Annotated in this window: 17 protein-coding genes; 6 read left to right on the top strand and 11 right to left on the bottom strand. The window is 56.7% G+C overall.

The genetic code is table 11. The features are described from left to right. The first annotated feature begins 129 nt into the window (after positions 1-129). Together AC2FGB_RS02420 and AC2FGB_RS02415 are read left to right on the top strand one after the other, a co-directional pair. Complete coding sequence (locus AC2FGB_RS02420) at positions 130-708, top strand: YqaA family protein (protein ID WP_496693492.1); 579 nt, start codon at positions 130-132, stop codon at positions 706-708. Then, the gene (locus AC2FGB_RS02415; protein ID WP_496693491.1) at positions 705-1,172 is read left to right on the top strand and encodes a disulfide bond formation protein B; all 468 of its coding nucleotides are present in this window, start codon (positions 705-707) and stop codon (positions 1,170-1,172) included. Before AC2FGB_RS02420 ends, AC2FGB_RS02415 begins: the two co-directional genes overlap by 4 nt. Here the strand turns inward: AC2FGB_RS02415 and AC2FGB_RS02410 are convergent. Continuing rightward, complete coding sequence (locus AC2FGB_RS02410; RefSeq protein ID WP_142633663.1) at positions 1,169-1,756, bottom strand: HNH endonuclease; 588 nt, start codon at positions 1,754-1,756, stop codon at positions 1,169-1,171. The genes AC2FGB_RS02415 and AC2FGB_RS02410 overlap by 4 nt on opposite strands. A gap of 210 nt (positions 1,757-1,966) precedes the next feature. Between AC2FGB_RS02410 and AC2FGB_RS02405 the strand changes: the two genes are divergently transcribed. Both AC2FGB_RS02405 and AC2FGB_RS02400 read left to right on the top strand, forming a co-directional pair. Next, positions 1,967-2,572 (top strand): pseudouridine synthase, encoded by a 606-nt coding sequence (locus tag AC2FGB_RS02405; protein ID WP_142633661.1) that lies wholly within the window; start codon positions 1,967-1,969, stop codon positions 2,570-2,572. Between the two features lie 31 nt (positions 2,573-2,603). Beyond that, positions 2,604-3,029, top strand: a complete 426-nt coding sequence (locus AC2FGB_RS02400) for a VOC family protein (RefSeq protein WP_281994582.1) — start codon at positions 2,604-2,606, stop codon at positions 3,027-3,029. A gap of 2 nt (positions 3,030-3,031) precedes the next feature. Here AC2FGB_RS02400 and AC2FGB_RS02395 read toward each other — a convergent pair whose 3' ends face one another. The 4 genes from AC2FGB_RS02395 to AC2FGB_RS02380 are packed head-to-tail and all read right to left on the bottom strand — an operon-like array spanning position 3,032 to position 5,129. Next, positions 3,032-3,334: a putative quinol monooxygenase gene (locus AC2FGB_RS02395; protein WP_281994581.1), complete on the bottom strand. Its 303-nt coding sequence runs from the start codon at positions 3,332-3,334 to the stop codon at positions 3,032-3,034. Beyond that, positions 3,328-3,831, bottom strand: a complete 504-nt coding sequence (locus AC2FGB_RS02390) for a GNAT family N-acetyltransferase (protein WP_496693490.1) — start codon at positions 3,829-3,831, stop codon at positions 3,328-3,330. Before AC2FGB_RS02390 ends, AC2FGB_RS02395 begins: the two co-directional genes overlap by 7 nt. Before the next feature lie 3 nt (positions 3,832-3,834). Beyond that, positions 3,835-4,500 (bottom strand): alpha/beta hydrolase, encoded by a 666-nt coding sequence (locus AC2FGB_RS02385; RefSeq protein WP_142633653.1) that lies wholly within the window; start codon positions 4,498-4,500, stop codon positions 3,835-3,837. Continuing rightward, positions 4,497-5,129, bottom strand: a complete 633-nt coding sequence (locus AC2FGB_RS02380; protein ID WP_282021224.1) for a DNA-3-methyladenine glycosylase family protein — start codon at positions 5,127-5,129, stop codon at positions 4,497-4,499. The genes AC2FGB_RS02385 and AC2FGB_RS02380 overlap by 4 nt, the downstream gene beginning before the upstream one ends. A gap of 96 nt (positions 5,130-5,225) precedes the next feature. Between AC2FGB_RS02380 and AC2FGB_RS02375 the strand changes: the two genes are divergently transcribed. Continuing rightward, positions 5,226-6,452, top strand: a complete 1,227-nt coding sequence (locus AC2FGB_RS02375; RefSeq protein WP_282027388.1) for an MFS transporter — start codon at positions 5,226-5,228, stop codon at positions 6,450-6,452. A gap of 3 nt (positions 6,453-6,455) precedes the next feature. Here the strand turns inward: AC2FGB_RS02375 and AC2FGB_RS02370 are convergent, their stop codons facing one another. The 4 genes from AC2FGB_RS02370 to AC2FGB_RS02355 form a co-directional block, all read right to left on the bottom strand. Next, on the bottom strand, positions 6,456-7,232 hold the full coding sequence (locus AC2FGB_RS02370; RefSeq protein ID WP_282027478.1) for a squalene/phytoene synthase family protein: 777 nt from the start codon (positions 7,230-7,232) through the stop codon (positions 6,456-6,458). A gap of 2 nt (positions 7,233-7,234) precedes the next feature. After that, positions 7,235-8,869, bottom strand: a complete 1,635-nt coding sequence (gene cimA, locus AC2FGB_RS02365; RefSeq protein ID WP_496710088.1) for a citramalate synthase — start codon at positions 8,867-8,869, stop codon at positions 7,235-7,237. Further along, positions 8,866-10,266, bottom strand: a complete 1,401-nt coding sequence (gene cysS, locus AC2FGB_RS02360) for a cysteine--tRNA ligase (RefSeq protein WP_496693488.1) — start codon at positions 10,264-10,266, stop codon at positions 8,866-8,868. The genes cimA and cysS overlap by 4 nt, the downstream gene beginning before the upstream one ends. A 318-nt stretch (positions 10,267-10,584) precedes the next feature. After that, positions 10,585-11,097, bottom strand: coding sequence for an outer membrane protein (locus AC2FGB_RS02355; protein ID WP_142633643.1), 513 nt, complete (start codon positions 11,095-11,097; stop codon positions 10,585-10,587). A 409-nt stretch (positions 11,098-11,506) separates the two neighbouring features. Here AC2FGB_RS02355 and AC2FGB_RS02350 point away from each other — a divergent pair, with 409 nt between their 5' ends. Beyond that, a complete protein-coding gene (locus AC2FGB_RS02350) occupies positions 11,507-13,051 on the top strand; it encodes a trimethylamine methyltransferase family protein (protein ID WP_142633641.1) in 1,545 nt (514 codons plus the stop codon). A gap of 53 nt (positions 13,052-13,104) precedes the next feature. Here AC2FGB_RS02350 and AC2FGB_RS02345 read toward each other — a convergent pair whose 3' ends face one another. Both AC2FGB_RS02345 and AC2FGB_RS02340 read right to left on the bottom strand, forming a co-directional pair. Next, the gene (locus AC2FGB_RS02345) at positions 13,105-13,350 is read right to left on the bottom strand and encodes an EF-hand domain-containing protein (RefSeq protein WP_496693487.1); all 246 of its coding nucleotides are present in this window, start codon (positions 13,348-13,350) and stop codon (positions 13,105-13,107) included. A 539-nt stretch (positions 13,351-13,889) separates the two neighbouring features. Further along, on the bottom strand, positions 13,890-17,510 hold the full coding sequence (locus tag AC2FGB_RS02340) for a vitamin B12-dependent ribonucleotide reductase (RefSeq protein WP_496693486.1): 3,621 nt from the start codon (positions 17,508-17,510) through the stop codon (positions 13,890-13,892). Between the last annotated feature and the right edge of the window lie 408 nt (positions 17,511-17,918).

The following is a 17,918-nucleotide window of genomic DNA, read 5'->3' as shown; positions in this document are numbered from 1 at the left end:
GCGTTCAAAATCGAGAAGGTCCAGAGGCAAAAAACACCCTGATTGAGGAATGTTCCAGCCTGCAAGGTTGACGGCCTGCGGGGCGCATGATTTGGCTTACCCAACACATGTACAGGGAAATTGCACCTGATGCTGCGACCTCTTTTTGACTGGACCATTCGCCTGGCAGAACACCCGAATGCCTTGTGGGCGCTGGCTATTGTTTCCTTCATCGAAAGCTCTTTCTTTCCGATACCGCCGGACGTTCTGATGATTCCCATGATCCTTGCCCGACCCTCCCGGGCCTGGCTGATTGCTTCTGTAGCACTGGTAGCTTCGGTTTTGGGCGGAATGTTAGGCTATGCAATCGGCGCGTTCTTTTATGAAAGCCTCGGCCAGCCCATCCTTGAATCCATGGGCAAAGCCCACGCCATGGAAGAGTTCAACACACGGTTCAATGACTTTGGTTTCTGGGCTGTTCTGGCCGCTGGGGTTACGCCTTTTCCCTATAAGGTCATCACCATCATGTCCGGCTGGACAGGGATGCCCCTGGGCACCTTCATTGCCACCTCGATTCTGGCCCGAGCGATACGGTTTTTCATTGTCGCAGGTTTGCTTTGGGGCTTCGGAGAGCCGATCCGCAGCTTTATAGAAAAGCGGCTGGGCCTAATGTTTTCCCTGTTTATCATCCTTCTGTTTGGCGGTTTCCTAGCGGTGAAATTCTTATGACACGACGAAATTTACTGATCCTGATTGCGACGCTTGGGTCTATGGCGTTGTTACTTGGCGCCTTTGCCTTTCAGTATCTTGGCGGGCTTCCACCTTGCAAACTGTGCATTTGGCAACGCTATCCACATGGCGTCGCCATCCTGATCGGCGCTGTGGCGCTGGCATTGCCACGACAGTCTGTCTTGCCCCTATTGGGTGCACTGGCGGCGCTGTCTACTGCGGTCATTGGTGTCTATCACGCTGGTGTAGAACGCGGTTTGTGGGAAGGTCCGTCAAGCTGCACATCAAGCAGCATCGGCGGTCTGTCGGCAGAAGAACTGCTGGATCAGATCATGTCGGCACCACTGGTACGCTGTGATGATATTCCATGGGAGTTATTTGGTGTTTCAATGGCCGGATGGAATGCCGCTTTGTCTTTCGTTCTGGTTCTGCTCTGGTTCGCCGCGTTGCGTGAAGGCCGTTAGAGCTCGTCCAGTTCCGCATCCCAATAGAGAAAGTCGATCCAACTGTCATGCAGGTGGTTCGGTGGGAATTTTCGTCCAACGTTGCGCAAAGCCTCGGCATCCGGCTGCCGCGGAGGCTTGCGCAATGTCATTCCTGCTTGCCGCAGTGATTTAGACCCTTTGCGCAAGTTACATGGGCTACAGGCCGCAACAACGTTCTGCCAGCTTGTCACCCCGCCCGCCGCGCGCGGGATCACGTGATCAAAGGTCAGATCCCCACGGCTGCCACAGTATTGGCAGCGGAATTCATCCCTCAGAAATAAATTAAAGCGCGTGAAGGCCACGCGCTTTCTGGGTTTTACATAATCTTTCAGCACAACGACCGAGGGTATTCGTATTTCGGTGCTCGGGCTTCGGACAACTTCGTCATATTCGGCGACGATATCCACCCTGTCCAGCCAGGCAGCTTTTATGGCCTCCTGCCACGGCCAGAGCGATAGTGGATAGTAGGACAAGGGGCGGTAATCGGCGTTCAAAACCAATGCCGGATGATGCTTGAGCGCACCGGGTTCCCTGACAAATTCGGTCCTGAAGTCTCCGTCCATATCAGAATCGCTCCACGCTCTGCTCTGCCTATTTTGACATCAGAGCGGAGAACCCCCGCCCCGGCCTTAGCTTTACTATATATCGTGTTAAAGCTCTGACAAGCCCTGAGTTTCCACAATATCTCGGGGATTGAGTATTCCGAATCCGTAACAGGCCGATGACAGTTATCCACAGGTTGCACCAATTCGATCGCCGGGCTATGGCGGGTAATGTCCTGGTTCATCCGCTTCAATAAACCATTCGATGTATTGCCACAGTTCACGGATCGCGCGAATGCGGAGTCTCCGCGCAGGACGCTGTCGGATTTCATTGATCTGCCGGATGTGTATCCGGCCGGGCGATTGGACCGCGATAGCGAAGGTTTGATGCTGTTGACCGACAATGGTCGCCTTCAGGCGCAGATAGCCGATCCCAAGCATAAAATGGCTAAGACCTATTGGGTGCAGGTCGAAGGAGAGCCAGACGCCTCCGCCCTAAAAGCCCTGCGCGATGGTGTTGAGCTGAAGGAGGGCTTGACCCGCCCTGCCAAGGCGCGATTGATGGATCAGCCCGAGGCATTATGGCCGCGCGACCCGCCGATCAGAGTGCGGCAGACGGTGTCGGATTGTTGGGTCGAACTGGTCCTTCGAGAAGGTCGAAACAGGCAAGTGCGCCGGATGACGGCGGCCGTTGGGCACCCGACCCTTCGACTGATCCGCGCCCGGATTGGCGACTGGACATTGGACGGGCTTGAGCCGGGGCAATGGGATAGCCTATCTATGCCTGCCCTCGCGCCATCTTCTTCGCGCAAACGGGACCGGCGCCCACGTCGGTGACCGATACGCCTAATTGTGATAGGATAGAGGAATGAAGGTATCACCTGACATTCCGCAGCCAACCGGCCTTTTAGAAGCGTCACTTTATGTCGACGACCTGGATGCTGCAGAGCATTTCTATGGGGACGTTCTGGCGCTTGAGCAAATCCAGCGTGTCGCCAACCGGCATGTGTTCTACAAGGTGGGTGGTTCAGTGTTGCTGCTATTCAATGCGGCAGAGACCGAAAAACCTCCGGGCAACCCGCGCCTGCCTGTTCCCGCCCATGGCGCCCAAGGTCCGGGTCATGCCTGCTTTGGCATGGCGCGCGCGCAAATCGCGGTGATGCGAAAACATCTTATAGACTGGAACGTGCCCGTAGACGCTGAATTTGAATGGCCGAACGGAATACTGTCTCTATACGTTCGCGACCCGTCCGGGAATTCCATCGAATTCGCCGAGCCTTCCTTATGGGACTAGGATCACCGCAGCGGTTTCTTGTCACCTCCCGTGATCCGATAGATTAGACTTTCAGTCACTCCGACCTTGCCCAGCACCGCCTGAAATGTTGCCATGTGCGGTGTGGCAAAATGCTCCTCGAGCGCGGCCTGACTTTCCCATTCTTCGTAGATCCGAAACCGATTGGCATGACCCAGAATCTGGCTGAATTCATAGACCGTGCAGCCTGCTTCCTTCACCGTCTCGGCAACCATTTCCTGCGCAGCTTTTCTGGCAGCTTCGACACCTTCCGGCGTAATTTCGATAGTTCCGGTTACGATCAGCATGGTATCTCCAATCTCAGATCAATCCGTTTGGTAATCCTGTCGACCGGCGTGCCGTCACGAAGGGGCACACCAAAATCAACCGAGTAATCTTGGAATCCCATCTTCTCGTAATAGTTCAGGCCCAACCGGTTATCAGCCCTTATTGTCGCGCTGATGGAACCGAGCCCAACCCCTACGGCAAATTTGGCGGTTTCTTCAAACAAGGCACGCCCTGCCCCCTTCAAAACCGGTTCGCGGCGGGTGAAGGTTGCAATGTCAGCACAATCGTCGGGCAGTGCGTCATTCACCCCAAGCCATTGAAACCCGGCAACCTCACCTTGCGCGTCCATCGCTACATGGCTGCAAATCTTATCGAGACCCAATAGATAACTCTGCGCAAACTGCGCCTCGGAGAAAGGGGTTTCATTCGCAGTCGTACCACCAATGGCGATGATCTGGTTGAGCAAATCGCAAGCTGCTGCGACATCCTCGGGCATCATGGGGCGGACCGCAATCATTGCTTAAAGGCTCAGCTTGTCACGCATGAAAGCCAGTGCGACGCTAAGACCATCCGGGGCAATACCGTGGCCGGTGCCCTTCATGACATGGGCATAGACCTCTTTGAACTCAGCCGCTTGCAGGGCCTCGGCGGCTTCGGGCAATGATTGTGGCGGCACGACGTCATCGGCGTCGCCATGTACCAGTAGGACCGGCATGCGGCTGACTGTTTCATCCGGCAGCAGATCGGGTTCCAGAAGGCGTCCTGAAATGGCTACTATCCCGGCCACTGGGTCCTCGCGGCGCGGGGCGACATGCAGGCTCATCATCGTGCCTTGCGAAAATCCGAACAGAACCACCTGCTCGGGCAGAACGTCTTCGTCCACCATCAACGCATCGAGGAAAGCGTCGAAGTCATCCGCCGCCATTTCCATCCCGCGGCGCGATTCTTCTTCGGAAGAGCCATCAATCCACGGGATCGGGAACCACTGAAAGCCATTGGGCATACCCGGGATCTGCTCGGGCGCGTCAGGGGCAACGAACAGCGTGTCCGGCAAGTGCTCGCCCAACACATCGGCCAGCCCCAGCAAGTCGGCCCCGTTGGCGCCATAGCCATGCACGAACACCACGACCGAGCGCGTATCGCCCGAAACCGGCTCTTTTCGGAGCGCATTCAAAACCCGTGTCATCTGATCCCTTCTCGTTCTTTTGCGACCCGGTAATAGGCCCACAACACCCGCGCTGCAACCGACCGCCAGGGTGACCACGCTTCGGCCATCCGGCGCAGTTCTTTATCCGTAGGGCGCTTGGGTAAATCATAGAGGATGCGCGCGGCCTCTTGCAGCGCAAGGTCGCCCGGTGCAATCACATCGGCACGGCCCAGAGAAAACATCGCGTAAATCTCGGCAGTCCAGACGCCTATGCCTGAAATTTCGGTCAGGATCGCCACAACATCCTCATCAGGTGCGTCGCGTAACGCCTTGTAATCAATACGAGCCTCCGCAAGCGCTCGGGCATATCTGACCTTTTGGCGGCTAAGGCCCACCGCACGCAAATCCTCATCGGTGGCCCACATGATTTTGCGTGGGCCCGTCAGTTTTGCATCTTGCAGTCGTTTCCAGATGGCGTTCGCCGAGGCCACACTGACCTGTTGGCTGACAATCGCACTTAGCAGCTGGGCAAACCCGTCAGGCTTACGGCGCAGCGGCAAAGGCCCGGTCTGGTCCATCGCATAGGCCATGCGCGGACAGGTCTCGGCCAGCCACTTGGCCCCCTCGGCCACGCAATCGGGGGTTTCAATGATACGTCCGACGGACATGCGCGCTCCGGCAAATTGGTCAGCAGCACGTTAGGGTGCTTTGTCGCAGATGCAACCGTCTTGTATGACCCTGCTTTCATCGCTACGCATTGGCGCATGACAATGACACCCACGATCCCGGATAACAGTCAGGCCAAGCGTAATGTCGCTGTTCTGGTCGCAGCTCAGGCCATTCTGGGATCGCAGATGCCGATGATCTTTATTGTTGGCGGTCTGGCCGGGCAGTCGCTGGCCACCAATGCCTGTCTAGCAACCCTGCCCATCTCGCTGATCGTGCTGGGGTCAATGCTGGCGGCAACACCGATTTCGGCCATAATGCAACGCTGGGGACGGCGCGCAGGGTTTCTGGTTGGGGCAACGGCAGGTGCCTGCGGGGGGCTGGTTGGGGCCTACGGTTTGTATCTGGCCTCGTTCCCGGTCTTCCTGGCGGGCAGTCTGCTGACCGGCATCTATATGAGCGCGCACGGATTCTATCGCTTTGCCGCCGCGGACACAGCCTCGGACGCCTTTCGCCCTAAGGCAATCTCATACGTCATGGCCGGCGGTCTGGCCGCCGCGCTCATTGGCCCCCAAATCGTTAAGCTGACCTCAACCGCCTATGTGATCCCATTCCTGGGCACCTATCTGGCGGTGATTGTGCTCAACATTCTGGGTTCGGTCTTGTTTTTCTTTCTGGACATCCCCACGCCTGCAAAAGCCGCTGAGGGGGCCCCGACCGGACGCACCCGGCTTGAGATGCTAAAGACGCCGCGCATCGCCGTGGCCATCATCTGCGCAATGGTTTCTTATGCGTTGATGAATCTGGTCATGACATCCACTCCGCTGGCAGTGGTTGGTTGTGGCTACACAGCCAATGACGCGGCAGATGTGGTCTCTTTTCACGTTCTCGCCATGTACATCCCCAGTTTCTTCACCGGCCAGTTGATTGCCCGTTTCGGCGTCGAAAAGATCGTAGCTCTTGGTCTGGCAATCCTTGCCGGTGCTGGCGTTGTCGCCTTGCAAGGGGTTGAGCTCGAAAACTTCTTCATCGCTCTGATCTTGCTGGGCGTCGGTTGGAATTTTGGCTTTATTGGCGCGACCACCATGTTGGCGGCATCGCATGACATCAACGAGCGTGGCCGCATGCAGGGTCTGAACGACCTGCTGGTATTCGGTGGCGTAACACTGGCTTCGCTTGCTTCGGGTGGATTGATGAACTGCTCTGGCGGCTCACCGGTTGAAGGCTGGACCGCGGTAAACCTTGCCATGGTTCCATTGTTGACTCTGGCCGGGGGCGCATTGCTTTGGTTGGTTCTGCGCCCGTCCGAGCCCGAAACGGTCTGAGGTCTACCAGCGACCCCGGACCACCTTCCACATCAGGGAAACCCGGCGCCGAACCTCACCCTGCATCAAATTCCCTGCGGCCACGCGATCTGGCTGAGCAATCGCCTTGCGCAACACCCATTCAGATTGCCAACCCGCCAAAAGCGCCGGGCGCGCCTCTGGTGAAATCGCCAGACGCTGTCCCTGTGCGCGCCGTAACCGGTTCAGAGCCTTTTGCGCCAGAGCGCGCACTGCATCGGGTGTTCCATCCAACAAAGGAATACGCCTGCGCGCTTCAAGATCCGGGATTGCGCGCAACCAGTTCGCCACGCCAACGGCATAGCCGAAATCTCGCAACACAGGCTCGTCGGCCTCACCCAAAGATTGCGCCGACGCGACCATCAAACTGGCTGAGCTGTGATTGAGGTAGGCCTCGAAATGGGCCTCGTCCTCGAAAGGATCGCGATAAATATCCCAGCGCCTTACGGCCACGTATTCATCCAGCATCACCGCCAGATGTGGGGAAAGAACCTGCGATAACGGCGTCACGACCTCATGTCGACGCACAGTCGGACCTTCAGCAATTTCCTGCAATGCATCGCGCCACCATTGCAGGCGCATTTCGGCAATCATCGCCTCTTGCGTGACCCAGGGCGCTCGGGCGACCTCGACATTCAGGGCATAGATCGGAAACAGAACCGAACGTGCGGCAACCGGCGCGGCCATCGCCGCCATGAACCGGTCCGGATCGGCGCGATGCACCAATGCAGCACAGGCCTTCAGATCGTCATTGAACTGCACCGTCACTCGGCCACCACCGCCCGAGGACGGCAATCCCGTACAAGCTTCCACTGGATCGCATCCAATAGGGCCTCAAACGACGCATCCACTATGTTCGCGCTGACCCCGACAGTTGACCAGCGCCGCCCCTGCCCGTCTTCGCTGTCGATGATGACCCGCGTCACGGCCTCGGTTCCGCCTTGGGTGATCCGCACCTTGAAATCGACCAGATGCATGTCGTCCAATATCCGCGAATATTGCCCCAGATCCTTGGCCAGAGCCTTGGCCAAAGCGTTCACCGGACCCCGGTCGCTGCCATCTTCGTCCAGAGATTCACTGACCGACAGCTTCTTTTCCCCGTCGACTTTTACCACGACAACGGCCTCGGACAGGCTGACCATCTTGTCGTATTTGTTCTTACGCCGCTCGACCGTGACCTTATAGCGTTTGACCTCGAAAAACGCGGGCAACTGGCCCAGCTCATCGCGCGCCAACAGCTCAAAACTGGCCTGGGCGGTGTCATAAGAATAGCCTTCGGCCTCGCGTTGCTTGATCCGGTCAAGAATGCGCCCCAGCGCCGGATCACCACTTTCCACGCTCAGGCCGGCCTCAGTCAGGCGTTTACGCAGATTCGACTGCCCCGCCTGGTTCGACATCGGGATGATCCGTGCATTGCCGACAGTCGCCGGATCGACATGTTCGTATGTCGACGGATCCTTCAGGATCGCGCTGGCATGCAGCCCCGCCTTATGTGCAAAAGCCGACGCACCCACATAGGCCGCCTGCTTGCTGGGCACCCGGTTCAGGATTTCGTCCAACATACGGCTGACCCGAGTCAGACCCGCCAAGGCCCCGACGCTGACCCCGATATCAAACTGCGACACATAAGGCTCTTTCAGCAACAAGGTCGGGATCAAGGCGGTCAGATTTGCATTCCCGCAACGCTCGCCCAACCCGTTCAGCGTTCCCTGAACCTGACGCACGCCCGCATCCACAGCAGCCAGAGAGCATGCAACCGCATTTTCCGTATCATTATGCGTATGAATGCCCAAACGATCCCCGGGCAGGCCTGCGGCAATCACCTCGGCCACAACCCGCGACACTTCACCGGGCAATGCGCCCCCATTGGTGTCACATAGAACAACCCAGCGAGCTCCGGCCTCTAAAGCGGCCTTGCAAACCTGGACCGCATATCCGGGATTGTCCCTGTAGCCATCAAAGAAATGCTCGGCGTCAAAAAGCGCCTCACGCCCCAGCGCCACGATATGCGCAACCGAGGCGCGCACGTTCTCGACATTCTCCTCCAGAGTGATCCCCAGCGCCTGGGTCACGTGGTAATCATGCGACTTGCCCACAAGACACACTGCCTTCGTGCCAGCGTTCATCACCGCCGCAAGAACATCGTCATTCTCAGCCGACCGACCCGCGCGTTTGGTCATCCCAAAAGCGGTCAACCGCGCCGCAGTTTTCGGCGCGGCATCAAAAAACGCACTGTCAGTCGGGTTCGCACCGGGCCAACCACCTTCGATGTAATCCACACCCAACTCGTCCAGCGCCTGCGCGATCTGCACCTTCTCAGCGGTCGAGAACTGCACGCCCTGCGTCTGCTGCCCATCGCGCAAGGTGGTGTCGTAGAGGTAGAGGCGAGTTTTTGTCATAACACTCCCTCCAACTTGGTAAGGTCAAAGCCGGTACCAGGAACCAACTCTACACCTTCTTTGCTCATCCGCACTTCAAGGCCAGCTGCCACATATACTGCTTTCAGGCGATCCACCTCTGAGAAATCCTTGCTCTGCATCGCCCCGGCCCGCGCTTCTGCCAGTTTATCCGCATACGACCCCAAATCCACTGAGGCCAGATCGGCCCATGCACCCATTTCGGGCATCAACAGCCCCATAACCTGGGCGCCAGCCAACAGGCTTGCATGGTCACCTTCGGACGCCAGCCGGTATAGCTCGGTGATGGCGCCCGCTGTGTTCAGATCATCGCTCAGCGCAGCGATGACCGCGGGCGCCGCGCTGGCGGCGGGCTCGATGTCTGCTGTCAGCGCCCGCCACTTGCGCAGCGTTGCCTCGGCTTCACGCGCCTTTTTCTCGGTCCAGTCCATCGGCTTGCGATAATGGGTCTGCAAAAAGACAAAGCGGATCACCTCACCGGGCACGCCCTGCTCCAGAAGATCGTGCACGGTGAAGAAGTTGCCCAGCGATTTGGACATTTTCTTGCCTTCGACCTGCAACATCTCATTGTGCAGCCAAACGCGCGCAAACTCGCCATGCGGGTGGGCGCATTTGCTCTGGGCGATCTCGTTTTCATGGTGCGGAAACATCAGATCGTTGCCACCACCGTGAATGTCAAAGCTCTCACCCAACAGCTCATAGCTCATGGCCGAGCATTCGATATGCCAACCCGGACGCCCTCGACCCCAAGGAGACTCCCACCCGGGCAACTCGTCGGTAGACGGTTTCCACAGAACGAAATCCATCGGGTTCTTCTTATACGGCGCAACTTCGACCCGAGCACCCGCGATCATATCATCCACGGACCGACCGGACAGGGCTCCGTACTGCTCTTTCCAACTGTCCACCGCGAACAGAACATGCCCTTCGGCCGCATAGGCGTGACCCTTGGCAATCAGATCCTCGATCATCGCGACCATTTGAGTAATATATTGCGTCGCGCGCGGCATCTCGGTCGGCTCCAACGCCCCCAGCGCGCCCATGTCGTCCAGATACCAGCCAATGGTTTCATCCGATCGTTCCTGCACCAAATCCTCCAGCGACCCTTTGGCCCCGGCCTTCTGTCGAGACAACGCGGTCGCGTTGATCTTGTCATCCACATCGGTGAAATTGCGCACATAGGTCACATGATCTGCGCCATAAACATGCCGCAGCAAACGATAGAGCACATCAAACACGACCACGGGCCGCGCGTTACCCAGATGGGCACGGTCATAGACGGTAGGTCCACAGACATACATCCGCACATTGTCGGCGCTGATCGGAACGAAATCCTCTTTTGTCCGTGTCCGTGTGTTGTGCAGTTTGATCGTCTTCATCTGTCGGCTCCTAAGAACGGCATAGCGTCTCGCGTTGGCGCGGGCTTAGCAACTTGTCTCAGGGAAGAAAACGAAAGAAACCGGCCCGCTTGATAAATCAGCAGGTAATGCAGCAGATAATGATGCAGGTCATCCGGTTCATGGATCATCCTCTAGCACGGCTATCCCGCCGCGCCAAGCCTTACGTTCTATCATGACCGGGGAGTGATTGGCGAACGCCCTGAATTGGAACAGGAAATCGACGCCATGCTCCGCAAACGCCAGACCTTCATAGTCGTGAATTCGGCAGCTCAGATCAGATTCAATCTGGAAATCTTGCTAGAACCGAAATGTCGTACGCAGATTGAACACATTCGAATCCAGCCCCCCATTCGATCGGGTAACGTCATTGAAATTCTGGCGCAGCGCCTCACCGCTGATGACGAAATTATTGCCAATCGGATAAGCGACACCAATGCCATAAACCGCTGCGGTATCGTTTTCGACCGTGGAATCCACGCGCGCCGCACCGATAACTACATATCCCAACGCATTACCGAAATCGTATCCGCCGCGCAGTTTCAGCCGGGTCATGCTATCCAGACTGCCTTCGCCCTGACCAAGATTCAGCGACAGCCGGTTATACTCAAGCTCACCACCCAACACGAACTTGCCGAAATCAAAGTCATACCCGAGATGAGGACCAAAGCTGGTGTCGCTGCCGCTTGAACCATTCGGCCCGTCTGCATCAGCATAGCCAAAGCTGAATCCCGCATAGGCACCGCTCCAATCCTCGGCCAAAGCCGGTGAGAAGCCGGATGTCGCCAGAGCAACAATTAATGCGATATGCACCTTCCTACGATTCACCAAAAACCTTTCAGAAATGCTTTCGAGTATTCAGATCAATTTGCTACAAACTGGGCCGCATTCGTTAAAAAAGTGTTTAGCCTAGTGGCCCAATTCAAGTAAGCAGAGAAATTATAGCAGATTTCGACCGCCTCGGGGAAAAATATCTTTAGGCAACAATCACTTGAGAATTTGCTTCGCTTTTCGGCATCAAGGTCGCAAATAGAACAGATAATGCCGTTCTGAATTGGAACACTGCGGCCACTGGATGAGGAACCAAATGCAGAACGAATTTTGGAAAATCCACCTGATCAGCCGCACAATCGGCGCGGATCGGGGACGTGCTGCCAGGGGGCGTCCTTCAGGCTTTTTGTAAGGCCTCTCAAAATACGTTTCTCACTATTGGATCCTAAACATGAACGACCAACCCCGTAACTCTTCCCGCAGTGGCGGACGTGCTGCGCGTCGTGCTGCCCGCGCATCTGCTCTGCCTGATCATCTGCGCCCTATCCGCCCGGGAATGGAGGGCGGACGCTACAAGCCACTGACTCAGCCACAAGTCGAACGCATTCACGAGGCCGCGCTGCAGGCGCTTGAAACCATAGGTCTGGCGGATGCTCCGCAAAGCGGGATCGACTATCTGGTTGGCGCGGGCTGCACACTTGGCGACGACGGACGCATCCGGTTTCCGCGCGCGCTGGTTGAAGACACCATTGCCAAAGCCAACCGCTCGGTCACATTGTTCAGCCGGGATGGTCAAACTGACCTGGAATTGTCGGGGGCAAAGGTTCACTATGGGACCGCCGGTGCCGCTGTCAGTATGGTTGAAGTCAACGGCCGCGAATACCGCGATTCGACTGTGCAGGATCTGCACGATGCCGCGCGGATTTGCCAACAGCTGGATAACATCCATTTTGTCCAACGCCCGATGGTTTGTCGCGATATTTCCGACAATCTCGAGATGGACCTGAACACGATTTATGCTTGTAGTTCTGGCACTTACAAGCATATCGGCACATCGTTCACCGATCCTAGTTATGTCGCGCCAGCGATGGAACTAATCCACATGATCGCAGGCGGTGAAGACAAGTGGCGCGAGCGGCCATTCATCTCGAACTCGAACTGCTTTGTCGTACCGCCCATGAAGTTTGCCACTGAAAGCTGTCAGGTGATGGAGGAATGCATCAAGGCAGGAATGCCTGTTCTTCTTCTTTCGGCCGGAATGGCAGGTGCAACTGCTCCGTCCACAATCGCAGGCGCCATTGCCCAGGCGACAGCAGAATGTCTTGCCGGTTTGGTTTATGTAAATGCCGTAAAGCCAGGTGCACCGGCGATTTTTGGAACCTGGCCCTTTGGGTTGGACCTTCGGACAGGCGCCATGTCCGTAGGATCAGGTGAACAGGCTCTGCTCAGCGCAGGCTGTGCCCAAATGCACAAGTTTTATGATCTGCCAGGCGGAGCCGCCGCAGGCGCGTCGGATTCCAAATTGCCCGATATGCAAGCGGGATGGGAGCAGATGTGCTCGAACGTCATGGCCGGCCTGTCGGGCCTGAATATGGTTTATGAATCCGCCGGGATGCACTCGTCTCTGTTGGGTTTTTGCTTTGAAAGCTTGATCTTAGGGGATGATCTTATCGGACAGGCGATGCGCTGCGTCCGCGGGATCGAAGTATCTGACGAAACACTGGCATTGGATCAGATGGCCGAGGTTTGCCTTGGTGGGCCCGGTCACTATTTGGGAACCGATGCCACACTTGGGCGCATGCAGGCCGATTATGTGTATCCCGCACATGGAGATCGAACGTCTCCGAAAGAATGGGTCGAGCTTGGCAAACCTGACTTGATCGAAAAAGCGACCGCGCGAAAACTGGAAATCCTGTCGACCTCTTCTCCGGCACAGTTCGATCCGGCATTGGATGCGCAGATTCGCAGTAAATTCAACATTCACCTACCCAGATAAACACCTAGAAAGGCGGCCAGAATTTTCGTCTGGCCGCCTTGATAATTTGTTGATCAGCCGTTTGTAGATGGCAGCAACCCGGCTTCCTGCGCGATTGCAATTTCATCCTGATCCAGCGCGCCGTCGCCATTTGCATCCATTGCTGCAAATCCGTTTGCATCAACGTCTGGCACGACGGCCTGAACTTCTTCGATTGTCAGAACGCCGTCCCCATTGGTATCCGCCGCAGACTGCGCGAAAGCCAAAGTCGGCAGAGCAAAAGCAAGTGTGGAAAATGTGACCAGAGTATTCAGTTTCATTGTGATGCCTCCTGATAGAGTTTGTGTGTTTTGTGTCCGGACAAGCATCAAGAACACGCAATCACCACCAGTTGTCAGCCACTGAGTACCATCGCTTTGATTTCGCGCCAAACTCCGCGTGTTTGCCAGAGTCGCATCCGCGGTCTGTCGCTGGGTAAAACTCCCCCAAACACGGTCGGCGGTTCTTGCCCGATGGGAAACAGGCAATATGGCGAGGCTCTGCCGAGTTAACGGCTTTAGGACAAAAAGAAAGGGGGCCGAAGCCCCCTGTCAGTTTCGCCATCCAGGCTCCATTCGTTGACCGCCCGGTGTTTTGTTTGCCTGCGGCCTGGACGTCGCATGGAACGAGCGCACCCGTTCCGTGAAAGAGTGGGAAAGAGCAAATATTCCGCCCCACCCTGTTCCCGGCCAACACGGGCATGTCGGCCGAGTGGACCAAGGCATCGAAGGTAAGTCTCTGCGCCTTGATCCGTATTCGTCGGGGCCGGCAACTGTGGCAGCTTCCGACCCCTGCGCCCCGGGTTGCCGGGGCGCTTAACTCAGCTACACCCGCTTGTTGAGCCGCAGGTGTTGCATTTCATGCAAGTGCCGTTGCGCACCAACGTGTAGTTTCCGCATTCACCGCAGGGATCGCCCTCATAGCCTTGCATCTTGGCTTTGGTGCGGGCGTCCATTCCGGTTGCGGCGGCGGATTCAACCACCGAAGCTTCGAAAGTGGCTGCGGTTTCGGCCATGCCGTTAACTACGGTTTGTCCGCCATTGAGAACCATCAGTTCCTGCGGCATCCGTTTGCGCAGATACCCGGACGAGCTGATTTGTTTCAGAACTTCCAAAGACTTGGACGCCGCGCTTTCGCTGATCTCGGACACGTTCGAGACGCCCTCTTCCTCACCCCGACCCAGATCGTCAAAGCTTGCGCCTTCGGGTTTCACATGGGCCAGATCGGTGCGGTCCAGATAGGACACAGCCAATTCGCGGAAGATGTAATCCAGGATCGACGTCGCGTTTTTGATCGAGTCGTTGCCTTGTACCATCCCGGCGGGCTCGAACTTGGTGAAGGTAAAGGCATCCACGAACTCTTCCAGCGGCACGCCATATTGCAGGCCAACCGACACGGCGATGGCAAAGTTGTTCATCATCGCCCGGAAGCCCGCGCCTTCCTTGTGCATGTCGATGAAGATCTCACCCAGTTGGCCGTCTTCGAACTCACCGGTGCGCAGATAGACCTTGTGGCCGCCGACAATCGCTTTTTGCGTATAGCCCTTGCGGCGATGGGGCAGTTTTTCACGATGGCTGCGGATCATTTCCTTGACCACAACCTTCTCGATCACCTTCTCGGCCAGAACGACGGCTTTTTCCTGCGGCGTCCCGGTTTCCAGAACTTCTGCTGCCTCTTCGTCATCCTCGACCAGCGCGGCTGCCAATGGCTGCGACAGTTTCGAGCCGTCGCGATACAGCGCGTTGGCCTTCACACCCAGCGACCAGGAAAGCTCATAGGCCTTCTGGCAGTCTTCGATGGTGGCGTCATTCGGCATGTTGATCGTCTTGCTGATCGCGCCTGAAATAAAGCTCTGCGCGGCGGCCATCATCGTGATGTGGCTATCAACACCCAGGAAACGCTTGCCTTTCTTGCCGCACGGATTGGCACAGTCGAAGATCGAATAATGCTCTTCCTTCAGATGCGGCGCGCCTTCCAGCGTCATGGTTCCGCAAACGTGGTCGTTGGCCGCGTCGATATCCGCTTTGGTAAAGCCCAGATGGCGCAGCAGATCGAAGGTCGGGTCATTCAGCTTGGTCGCAGGAATGCCGAGAACACCGGTGCAGAAATCCTCGCCCAGAGTCCACTGGTTGAACACGAACCGGATGTCGAAGGCGCTTTCGAGCGCGGCATCCACTTTGGCCAGTTCATTGGGGCCAAAGCCGTGACCCGTCAGCGAGGTGTGGTTGATCCCCGGAGCGTTGCCGATGGTGCCATGACCAACCGCGTAGCTGACGATCTCTTCAATCTGAGCCGAGGAATACCCCTGCTTTTCCAGCGCTGCAGGCACCGAGCGGTTGATGATTTTGAAATACCCGCCACCGGCCAGTTTCTTGAACTTCACCAAAGCAAAGTCCGGCTCGATCCCAGTGGTGTCGCAATCCATCACCAGACCGATGGTTCCTGTTGGCGCAATCACAGTGGCCTGCGCGTTGCGATAACCGTTCTGCTCACCCAGGCTCAGCGCTTCATCCCAAGCTGACATCGCCAGATCAACCAAACGTTTATCCGGGCAGTTGCCATGGTCCAGAGGTACAGGCTTCACTGCCAGTTTCTCATACCCTTCAGTCACACCCTGAGATGCGCGTCGGTGGTTGCGGATGACCCGAAGCATGTTATCGGCGTTGCGCTCATAGCCATTGAACGGACCCAATTCGCCGGCGATCTCGGCCGAGGTTGCATAGGCTACACCGGTCATGATCGCGGTCAGCGCGCCACAGATCGCGCGGCCTTCATCCGAGTCATAGCTATAGCCCATGTTCATCAGCAGACCGCCGATATTGGCATAGCCCAAACCCAAAGTGCGGAAGTCATAGGACAGCTGCGCGATTTCCTTGGACGGGAACTGCGCCATGGTCACCGAGATTTCCAGCGTTAGGGTCCACAAGCGCGAGGCATGCATATAGTCCACTGCCTGGAACTCATCATCCTTGAGGAAAGTCAGCAAGTTCATCGACGCAAGATTACAGGCCGTATCATCGAGGAACATATATTCCGAACATGGGTTCGATCCGCGAATCTCCCCATCTTTGGGGCATGTATGCCACTCGTTGACTGTGTCGTGAAACTGGATGCCGGGATCGGCGCAGGCCCAGGCCGCGTGGCCAACCTTTTCCCACAGGTCGCGCGCCTTGACGGTCTTGGCGACTTTCCCGTTTGTGCGGTTGATAAGCTCCCAGTCCGCGTCCTTCTCGACAGCGGTCAGGAAGGCGTTGGTTACGCGAATCGAGTTGTTCGAGTTCTGGCCCGAAACCGAGCTGTAGGCTTCCGAATCCCAATCCGTATCGTAGGTCGGGAATTCGATGCTATCGTGGCCCTGCTTGGCGTAATCCAGAACGCGTTTGATGTAAGTCTCTGGGATCGCAACATTTTTCGCCTCGCGAACCGCCTTTGTCAGGCTGTCATTCGTCTTGGGATCATACGCGTCTTCCTGCGCGCCGTCCCAGCTGCGGATGGCCTCGAAAATGCCGTTCAGCATCTTCTCGTGCATCTTCGATCCGGCAACGATCGAGGCCACCTTCTGCTCTTCGATCACCTTCCATTCGATGAATTTCTCGATGTCTGGGTGATCTGCATCGACGATGACCATCTTTGCTGCTCGACGGGTCGTGCCGCCTGATTTAATCGCGCCAGCGGCGCGGTCGCCGATCTTGAGAAAGCCCATCAAACCCGAGGATTTACCGCCACCCGACAGTGCCTCGCCCTCGCCACGCAGGTGGCTAAAGTTGGTCCCGGTTCCGCTTCCGTATTTGAACAGGCGCGCCTCGCGGACCCACAGGTCCATAATGCCACCCTCGTTCACCAAATCATCATCTACGGACTGGATGAAACACGCATGCGGCTGCGGATGTTCATAGGCGGATTTCGATTTGGTCAGCTTGCCTGACTTATAATCGACATAGTGGTGCCCCTGTGCCGGGCCATCGATTCCGTAAGCCCAGTGCAGGCCGGTATTGAACCATTGCGGGCTGTTCGGCGCAGCGCGCTGAGTCGCCAGCATATAACGCATCTCGTCGAAATAGGCGCTCGCGTCATCCTCGGTCGAGAAATAGCCACCTTTCCAGCCCCAATAGGCCCAGGCGCCGGCAAGACGGTCAAACACCTGTTTGGACGAGATTTCGCCCCCAAATTCAGCGTCCTCAGCCGGAACAGAACGCCACAGAAATTCTGGGACATCCTTTTCCTTGACCTTCTTCAGCTTGGTTGGAACGCCTGCCTTGCGGAAATACTTCTGCGCGATGACGTCGCTTGCGACCTGGCTCCAGCTGGTTGGAACCTCGATATCGTCTAGGCGGAAAACGATGGTCCCATCCGGGTTTCGGATTTCTGACGTCGCAGAAGCGAACTTAAGCTCTGCATAAGCATCCTGTCCCGATTTGGTAAATTTTCTGTCAATCTTCATGTCCGCCGCCCTAGATTCAATCAACTTGTCCCTTGGCTTTTGATCCCAATAAACGGACCATCTGCCCTAACCGAAAATCTTGGGCGCAGGAAACCGGCCGCTGCCCGAAGCAGCGTGACCCCGTTCCGACGGACGCACGTAAGTATGATGTGCTCTCCAGCCCTCGCCCTGTGCCACGTTCTGGATTTTCCACCAGATTTAGTGGCAGCACTTTCGGCCTATACAATCTGGCGTATTCACACATAGATCGTCAACGGCCTTTTTCCGCCATTTTTGGAATCTTTTATGTTGACCGATCCGCATAGACAAACTGGTGAAGGACAGTTTCCGATTCCTCCACAGAGTTATCCGCCATGGTTCGCCATCACCTGGCCAAGTCCGCAATACGATTAACCGTTCTTTCCGGCT

Source organism: Ruegeria sp. CDSC021 (assembly GCF_059610845.1).
The sequence above is the reverse complement of the archived record's forward strand: the minus strand, read 5'-3'. Positions and strand labels throughout refer to the sequence as shown.